General features: G+C 39.2%; 7 protein-coding genes. 5 read left to right on the top strand and 2 right to left on the bottom strand.

What is annotated here, in order from left to right; all coding sequences use genetic code 11:
- Window positions 1-58 precede the first annotated feature (58 nt).
- Together ACEW9I_RS07325 and ACEW9I_RS07320 are read left to right on the top strand one after the other, a co-directional pair.
- Window positions 59-445: a helix-turn-helix domain-containing protein gene (locus ACEW9I_RS07325; RefSeq protein ID WP_373539697.1), complete on the top strand. Its 387-nt coding sequence runs from the start codon at window positions 59-61 to the stop codon at window positions 443-445.
- Between the two features lie 165 nt (window positions 446-610).
- Window positions 611-925, top strand: coding sequence for a hypothetical protein (locus tag ACEW9I_RS07320; RefSeq protein WP_373539696.1), 315 nt, complete (start codon window positions 611-613; stop codon window positions 923-925).
- A 129-nt stretch (window positions 926-1,054) separates the two neighbouring features.
- Here the strand turns inward: ACEW9I_RS07320 and ACEW9I_RS07315 are convergent, their stop codons facing one another.
- Window positions 1,055-1,699, bottom strand: a complete 645-nt coding sequence (locus tag ACEW9I_RS07315) for a DUF2726 domain-containing protein (RefSeq protein WP_373539695.1) — start codon at window positions 1,697-1,699, stop codon at window positions 1,055-1,057.
- A gap of 284 nt (window positions 1,700-1,983) precedes the next feature.
- Here ACEW9I_RS07315 and ACEW9I_RS07310 point away from each other — a divergent pair, with 284 nt between their 5' ends.
- Window positions 1,984-6,012 (top strand): NACHT domain-containing NTPase, encoded by a 4,029-nt coding sequence (locus ACEW9I_RS07310; protein ID WP_373539694.1) that lies wholly within the window; start codon window positions 1,984-1,986, stop codon window positions 6,010-6,012.
- 193 nt (window positions 6,013-6,205) lie between these two features.
- Here the strand turns inward: ACEW9I_RS07310 and ACEW9I_RS07305 are convergent, their stop codons facing one another.
- The gene (locus ACEW9I_RS07305; protein WP_373539693.1) at window positions 6,206-7,171 is read right to left on the bottom strand and encodes a tyrosine-type recombinase/integrase; all 966 of its coding nucleotides are present in this window, start codon (window positions 7,169-7,171) and stop codon (window positions 6,206-6,208) included.
- Between the two features lie 286 nt (window positions 7,172-7,457).
- Here ACEW9I_RS07305 and ACEW9I_RS07300 point away from each other — a divergent pair, with 286 nt between their 5' ends.
- Entirely contained in the window at window positions 7,458-7,841 is a 384-nt protein-coding gene (locus tag ACEW9I_RS07300) for a tyrosine-type recombinase/integrase (RefSeq protein WP_373539692.1), read from the top strand.
- A 198-nt stretch (window positions 7,842-8,039) separates the two neighbouring features.
- Window positions 8,040-8,456, top strand: coding sequence for a hypothetical protein (locus tag ACEW9I_RS07295; protein WP_373539691.1), 417 nt, complete (start codon window positions 8,040-8,042; stop codon window positions 8,454-8,456).
- The last annotated feature ends 22 nt before the right edge of the window (window positions 8,457-8,478 follow it).

The following is an 8,478-nucleotide window of genomic DNA, read 5'->3' as shown; positions in this document are numbered from 1 at the left end:
TGGAACACTTGGATACTTGAAGGTAGCCTAGTAAAAGAATTGCAGGAGAACAATGCTGATGACTAATATCACCAAGGGCAGTGGCAATGTATTTGAAGACTGCGGCTTCTCCCCAGAGGAAGCCGCAGACCTAAAACTTAGAACCCATCTAATGCTGAAGTTACGCCGCTTTATTCGCGCTCAAAACTGGACAAACGAGCGAGCAGCTTCCTATTTTGGTGACTCGCTCTCTCGCATTAGCCATCTGATGGATAGCGACATCGAACACTTCTCTGTCGAGCAATTAGTCCACTTACTGTCAATTGCTGGCATTGATGCCCACATCTTTATTGAGACTGCCAATAGTGAGCTTGCCTCTAGCCATCCAGAATTTGAGCTAGGAATGAAGGCGTTTGAAAAGGTTGCAACTAAATATGCAGATGCTTTACAGGAATTAGCAGAGTAACGTTGTAGAATTTGTTCACAATGTCCAAGCGAAGGTTACAGAAGCGGATGCGGGATATTAGAGCGGAGGAATTAACCCCTAAAATGAGAGTATCCCCGCTAGCGACAACTAACGGGGATACCATGCGGCGAGGGCACCGCCACATCGAAATACTTACCCAATATTATGACTCAATCACGAGAACCGAACGACCGCGATATCTTCACCCGCATGGCACAAGTCGAAGATCGACTTACGCGCATCGAAAATACTAACGCCCAACTTCAAGAAACTATCGCTCCTGGTGGTTATATCACCGATGCTTTCGTTGGTCGTAGACCTGCCTTCGGCACGCGAGTAGTCGAGCGGATCGATGAGGTAGAGGAGCGGCTAAATACTCGAATCGATGAACTCAAGGCTGAGATGAATCAAAGATTCGACTCTCAGGATGCAAAGTTCGACACTATTTTGAGAGCGATTACCGGATTGGGTAACTTGTAACCGTTAAAACACTAGTTACTATTAAAGGTTTTTGCGAGTTCTGGGGTAGGAACTCATCCCAATTCCCCACTGCACCAAACAAAATGCCCTATATTGGTGTAGCTCCAAAAAAGCGCAATTCAGCTAGAGTCAGTTACTGAGGTTAGCTAGACTACTCGGTCTATTGCCTTTACTATCTAACAATTCAAGAAGTAGTTGTTGTAGTTGAGCTTTAGGCTCTTGAGTGATTAGGTTATAGCAAAGATCGTAGCTCTCATCTGGAGTGTAAAAACGATAGTATCTATAGTCTCGATCTAGGGATCTTACATACAGTAATGGAATACCAGCCAAGTCTAGTAAATTTGCCTTTTTACGATCGTTACTTTGTTGGTCTGCATTGTCATGATAATGGGACTGACATTCGATAACTAATTTTGAAGTACGATCGGCTCCAGGCTGACGATCGAGAATAGCAAAATCTACTTTTGAACTAACCCAAAAACGCCAGAGGGTATTATCTCCAATGTACTGAGATCGAGATCGGGCGCAAAGCAATTCTAAGGGAATTTGAGGGCAGCATCTATAATGAGGGGGAAGGTGATGCTCTAAGAGTTCCCAAGTGATTGATTCATATGAATTAAGTACTTCACCACTTTGAAATTCTTGGTAAACAGGGATGGAAATATTATTCATAATTTCTGTAAAAAAGTGATTGATATTGAGTAAAGAAAGAATAAGTCCTAAGTGAGAGGCATAAGCTATTTTGTTATCGAAAACTATAATCACATTACGCATTTAAAATCGAGTGACGATACTGGATGTCATTGAGGTCGTTCTGTGTATCAAGAATGTCCATTTTAGAGCGTCTTGCCGATTAGGAACGTTAGATGATGCTTGTTGGTGCTTTCCATGGAGCCTTGTGTAGAACTGTATGACCCTAAGTTACTTAATTCAGCAGAGTTTTACCAGATCAGATCGGTTCAGAAAATAAGTGACCTGAAGTGACCAAATCTGAACTGTTGTTGCAGCAAGATTTGGTTTAAAGTAAAACTAACCAAGAACGAGTGCGAATTTGAATTATGGCTAGAGGTATTAAATTGACTCAAGATGGGATCGACCTTATCCGCGATCGCATGGCAGAGTTACCTAAACCGAATGATCCAGATCGAAATAGGTGGACATATGAAAATTACGACGAAGCATCAGGTGACAATTCCTCTTCAGTGACACTGAGAAGAGGACTATCTGGGAGACCTATCGACCGAAACTCAATTATCCAGATTGCACGAGTTTTGAGACTTGAACCCTCAGATTTGGTAGATCCACTTGAATGGGAAACCTCATCAAAATCAAAAACAACTGATAGCGCATCAAACACAGATCTGCTTATTTCTGGCATCAAAGATTTATTCGCTCGACAAAAAGAGCGATTAAGTACGAATAAAATAATGGCTAAAGATGGTATTACTTTTCAGCCAGATCACTTATTTGTGACACTAAATTTAGTAGAGCGTATAAAGAGACCGAAAGTTCTAGATATTGATTCAACAGATAGAGGAGCTGAACTTTACGAACCTGAGAGAGAAGAAACCACTAAGAAATTTGAATTTCAGGTTTTCTTAGATAGTATTATTCGAGATGGTGATACACCCAAAAGTCAAGGTAAACGGATTGCAGTTATTGGGGAGCCAGGAGCAGGAAAAACTACACTGTTGCAGCAAATTGGGGGGTATGTGCAGCAAACGCTCAACCAAATCCCTTTGTGGATTTCATTAGCCGACCTTGGTAATAAACCCCTATGGGATTATCTAATGGAGGACTTTCTCAAGAATGCAGTAGGAGTTTTGCCTAATCAGGAACAAAGAGCGGAATTGGAACAACTACTTCTAAACAATCGAGTCTATCTATTATTAGATGGTGTAGACGAGATGAGTGTTCCTAATGCTTTAGACGCACTAGGAAAGCAGTTGCGAGAAGGTTGGGCTACAAGTATTAGAGTGATTCTCACCTGTCGGCTCAATACTTGGTCAAGTCTAGAAAACTTTGATGTGTATCGTACTGTTGGTTTTGATTACCCTGGTCAGGTACATCAATTTATAGATCATTTTTTCAATCGGGATGGAGCGAATCCAGTATTGGGTGAAAGGTTAAAAATAGAACTTAATAAAACTGGTAATAACGGAATTAAGAATACTATAAGAAGTCCGCTACAACTATCTCTTCTCTGCTATATTTTTGATTTTAACGATGGTGAGCTGCCCGATACTAAAGCAGATTTATACTGCCAGTTTGTCCAAGCTTTTTATGACCTAAAAAAAGAGCAGATCGACATTGAAGTAGATCGAAGAAACGCATTGAATCGAGCATTAGGTGAATTAGCCAGAGAATCACTCGATCGAGTTGATTCTCGCTTTCGTTTGCAAGAAGATTTCATTAAAGAGTTTTTAGGAGATCCACAAAAGAAAGATTCAATGTTTTGGCAAGCTCGGCAGTTAGGCTGGCTTAATGAAATTGGTATAGCTGCTGAAAAACCCTTTACTACTGCTTACGCATTTTTACACCCCACATTCCAAGAGTATTTTGCTGCAACAGCAATTGAGGAAACTACATTTTTTCTAGATATAAATCAGGAAAATAATTTATTAGGCAGTTATAGGATATTTGATTCTCAATGGCAAGAGGTTATCCTGCTATGGTTTGGATGTCAGATACATGGTAATGAAATCAAGTCAGAACTCTGTAGAAAAATTCTAGAATTTGTAGCTAACGAATCATATCCTGGATATTCTAGAAAAATTCCATTTTACTTCAGAAAATCCTTGTGTTTAGACAATCTTTTTGTAACAGAATTCAAAACTATAAATCCAGATTTAAACAAAGAGATTTATAGTCAGCTACCAAAATACTGGTATGAAAACGGGGAGTGGAAAACTCTTAATTATATTAGAGAGGTACAGCTATTAAGAATAAATAGAGATGGCTTATCAAAAGAAGAAAAGAAAGTCACAAGCTTGCTAATAAATATAAATGATAAATCTACATCGCTATATTCCGATGAATTTGCATCGCCAGATTATATTGACCTACGCTACTCCGCTCGAAAAACATTAAAAGAGATAATTAAAGAAGGCGAAAAAAACGGAAAGAGTAGATTAGATTCTTTGAAGGATGCAATTCTAGTTTTGAATGATGATATTAAAAATTGTGATGATTTAGACATGTGGACGTACATATTAAAAGATTTAGATGAACTTGTTACTGCAATGTGTGGAAATAAGAGGCTAGAGCAAATTTTCGACAGCCCGAATATAACTCTCGATGTGAAGAGTTGTATATCAAAATCACTTTTAAATCACGGAGTATATGAAGAAAAATATTTTTCTCACATACTATGTAATGTTCTGACTGAAGATGATGATTATTTTAATTTGACTAAGTTTTATAAAGATTTGCTTATTAGTCTTGTAGATGATAAAGATGTCGCTCTAATTCTACTTGAATCAATTTTTAAAAATATTGATATATATAAAAATCATGAATCTGTTTACTACATTTCTGACTTACTAAATTCAATTACACTAAGTAACACAGAAATCTCAAGAAAGTTAATACTTAACTTTCTTGATTCAACTACACATTCACTTGAAGTTAAAGCAATTCTAGGTGTATTTTTACTGAAGATACAATCAGGCTATGACAAAGCTATTAACTTACTCAAAGAGGTAATTGCCAACAATGGTGTTTTTTCATTACAATGTGCTTACAAGCTATGGGGTAAAGGGATTCATGATGAGTTTACAATGAAATTCTTGCTTAGTATCCCAAGAGAAGCTAACGATTTGTTATTTGATGAAATAAAGAACTATTTATTATCAGAAAATAATATTGACAATCTCCAAGAATTTTTATCCACCTTGATAAATATTGCAAAAAACCAGGATATACATTTCTACACTCGTTATTGTTTAATCGATATATTAACATTAGAAAATATCTTAAATAAATACAATCAGGCAACCATTTTAAATGAAATAATTTGTTTATTGAAATATATCATTGATAATGATGATTCATTGGAAGTTAGAATAAAAGCTTGTAAGAGTAGTAAGAATCTAAAGAACGATAGCTTAACAAAATATGCTTTAAATGCACTGGAGAATTTTTGCTATGAAAAGATTTTGGAGCAACAATCATATGATATAGCTGTAGCCCTAGATGAACTAGAAGCAAAAAATAATTTATCAAGAGATATATTCTTAAAGCTTTTCATCTATAGTGAAGCTTGTTTCGATCGTTCATACATTGATTTTGGGGAAGATAGTTCATATGAAGGAGATGATTATCCTAAAGTCTGGGAAAGATGCTTCAACAAGTTAAAATCACTTGCCCGTACGAGTTCAGACTTAAAAAACCTCATTTCACATCTAAATACTGAATTTCTTAAATTTTTAACAGATCCTGAACATCCAAAGAATAAATCTAATAAGAGAGTTTTTAAACTCCTCAGATACTATGCCGAAAATATGAAGTATACTGATTTCTATAGTGCTTTATCTTTTAGGCAAACAAGTCATCCTGAGATCGAGGATACTTTACCATCTCACAATCATAAACTAGTAAAGATATTGAATAACCAAATATTTTCTTTGGATAACTTTATAAGTTCACGGAAAGATATTCATGCGATCGCTATCAATTTAGAAGAGCTAACTATACCTTTAGAAACTCAGGAATTGATTCAAAGACTTTGCATTAAAATCTATAAGCATCCCTCAATCAACATTTCAGGTAAACCTCCCAGGGTATTTACTCCTGCCGACCTGTTAGTAGAGCTTTTCGGAATTCAAGAAAGGCTGGCTGGCAAGAATATAGTATTAATTTGCTACTACTTAAACCCTACAGGTAAATTTATTGACCTAAGACCAGAGGCTTTAGCTATATGCTCTAGAACTGTAAGTGCTGAAGATGGTTTCTATCTAGGTGTTATTACAAGTCAGCAGAATGAACTGCCTTATCCTCACCGTAGTTTTCAGCCGCAACAAGATAAGATTAGTCAAGTAATCCAATCTTGGTTGAATGATCTTCCTCTCAATAGATGTAGCGATTAGTCGGTTAAGATTCAAGCGTCAGCAATCTCCCCTCCCTGAAGAACTGGACATGGGGTAAAGACGAGATACGCGCAAAACTTTATACTACTGATAACTTTTGCACGTATCTCGCTCTTACCCCCGATCGACAAGTGCAAACAATTTTGAATATTATTAGAAAAGATTTGATTGTTTAAGAGTGTTGAAAATATTTTTAAACCAAATCCGCCAACACCCCAGAAGCCTTCCCCTGCAAACCCTGACGGTTATCGTCATAGATCATCAGCGTATCCAACCGCGAATGCCGACTCAACCGCTGCGCCGTCCGCACATCCCCCCCACTGGCATCTAGAAAAGTCGTAATCGAACTATGGCGAATCCGGTGCGGCGATAGGTGTTTAGTCACCCCCGCATCAGCCGCCACCCAGTCCACCACCCGCGCTATCGAACGTCCCGACAAACGTTTGCCATATGACCTGCCATCCAGAGCAATAAAGATCGGTTCGTTTGCCGCTCCTTCCCTCACCACCAACCACTCCTCTAGAGCCGCTAAAGTACGCGGAGCCAAGTCAATTGATTGCTGCTGAGTCTTCCCCTTACCAATAATCCACAGCTTCCCCTCGCGCAAATCCCCCACATTCGTCGCCACCAATTCCCCCCGCCGCAATGCGTTATCCCAGAGTAGGCGCAGGATTGCGTAGTCTCGCTTCCCCTTAACACTCGCTCGATCCAGCGACTGAAGAATCGCTCGATAAGCCTCCACCCCCACCCCCGAAGTATCCCGATACTTTTCAACATGAACGTGAGTGACATCTTCCAGGCTAAAACCACACTGCCCCAACTTCCGCGCATGGTTAGCCAGAGACTTGATCGCCGACAACCGCGTGTTAATCGTCGATGGTGCCAAACCCAGATCCAGCAGCAACCCCTTATATTTCAGCACCACCCCCACCGCTTCAAATTGAGTGAGCAACAGAAATTCTTGAATTTGTTGAGGATTGGCAGCACTACCCGTCAGTCGCGTAAAAAAATCATCCAAAGCCGAAGCATAAGTGCGCTTGGTATTGGCTGAAATTTGGAGCTTCAAAAAATCTGCCCAAACATCAATTGTGGTAGTTTGGGCGGCAGCTTTAATCGAACTCAGAAAAGAGCCGGAAACCTTTGGTACAATTGCACTCATGTTAATTACATCGACAGTTTTGAGTCCGAAAAATCGCATTATCAGACTCAGTTGTGAATGTCTATATTTTCGCAGATTTCTTGCCCCCATTGCTGTTTGCCGATCGTCGTGTTTTGATTTTAAGTTTCTATAAATGTAACTATAGGCACCTCAAGCAAGCCCGATCGTGATTTTAGCCCCTCGTATCTCTCGGTACAGTTTCTGAGACACATTTTGTTTGCTGGCAGGAGTTTCAAGGGTATTATGTCAACCTCTGTTTTTCACTAATCCCCCTTTTGGAGGGTTTATGCAAATAACCCCTGGTAAGGCGACGGTATTTGGTAAGGGGAGTAAGACCCGTGTAGTAATTATCCCGCCTAGATTGTGGCGACAGGTGGTGGAGTTTAAACAGATCGACCGTGCCAGTCATTGGGTGTTCGTAACGATTTCGGGGAAACAGATGGAGCGATCGATCGTTCATCGGATGATTAAGCGGACGTGCCAGCGATCGGGTGTAGACGAACGGGTGAGCTGCCACTGGTTGAGACATTCCCATGCCACACACAGCTTAGAGGCGGGGTGTAATCTGCGGCTGTTGCAGCAATCTCTCGGTCATGCTTCGGTGACTACGACCGAGAAATACCTGCACATCAGTCCCGATAAGGGGAGTAGTCAGTACATCGATTTCTAATCGACGTGCGCGATCTGATGAACGTGACGCTCCGCTACCAACACTCAGCATCTCTGACTTCCGACTAAATTTATGGTATCGAGCGGTTTAGAATACAAATGACCTATTTTAAGAAGCGATGTTCTACTAATTTAGATGAAATGTTTAGTTGAGGATTAAAACTGGGTATTTATAGTAATAACTACATTCGAGCAAACTATGACTAACCAGCAAAAAATAATTAAAATAATTGATACCTGCACTAAAAATATTAAAAGTCCTAGTAAAGCAGCTCAAAAAATAAAAAAGAAGTTAAATAATGCTAAAATTCAGTTATTAGACGAAGATTTCAATGTTATTACTCAAGAGTTTGAATTAAGAAGATCTAAAGCTATAGTCTCAATAGGTAATCTTGATTCAATCGAGCGTGATTTTGAGAAATGTACTTGGTTTCTTGTGGTAGCATTTGTTTATGGTGCATGTATTCATCAAGTTGTACTACCATCTCTTTGTGCAATACTACAAGGGCTAATAGGTTGCTGTTCTTGGGTACTGAATAAACTTGTCAAAAGCAACTTCAAGCATGTAAATAGAACACTAGAAACAATAAAAATATTGCAATCTTCAAGTCAATAATACAACGCCAACAATGATGAGT

The organism is Chamaesiphon sp. (assembly GCF_041738855.1).
GTDB lineage: Bacteria > Cyanobacteriota > Cyanobacteriia > Cyanobacteriales > Chamaesiphonaceae > Chamaesiphon.
The sequence above is the reverse complement of the archived record's forward strand: the minus strand, read 5'-3'. Positions and strand labels throughout refer to the sequence as shown.

Coding starts and splice junctions, on each gene's coding strand:
- ACEW9I_RS07310 (WP_373539694.1), top strand. CDS start 1,984: ATGGCTAGAGGTATTAAATTGACTCAAGATGGGATCGACCTTATCCGC.
- ACEW9I_RS07295 (WP_373539691.1), top strand. CDS start 8,040: ATGACTAACCAGCAAAAAATAATTAAAATAATTGATACCTGCACTAAA.
- ACEW9I_RS07305 (WP_373539693.1), bottom strand. CDS start 7,171: ATGAGTGCAATTGTACCAAAGGTTTCCGGCTCTTTTCTGAGTTCGATT.
- ACEW9I_RS07300 (WP_373539692.1), top strand. CDS start 7,458: ATGCAAATAACCCCTGGTAAGGCGACGGTATTTGGTAAGGGGAGTAAG.
- ACEW9I_RS07320 (WP_373539696.1), top strand. CDS start 611: ATGACTCAATCACGAGAACCGAACGACCGCGATATCTTCACCCGCATG.
- ACEW9I_RS07315 (WP_373539695.1), bottom strand. CDS start 1,699: ATGCGTAATGTGATTATAGTTTTCGATAACAAAATAGCTTATGCCTCT.
- ACEW9I_RS07325 (WP_373539697.1), top strand. CDS start 59: ATGACTAATATCACCAAGGGCAGTGGCAATGTATTTGAAGACTGCGGC.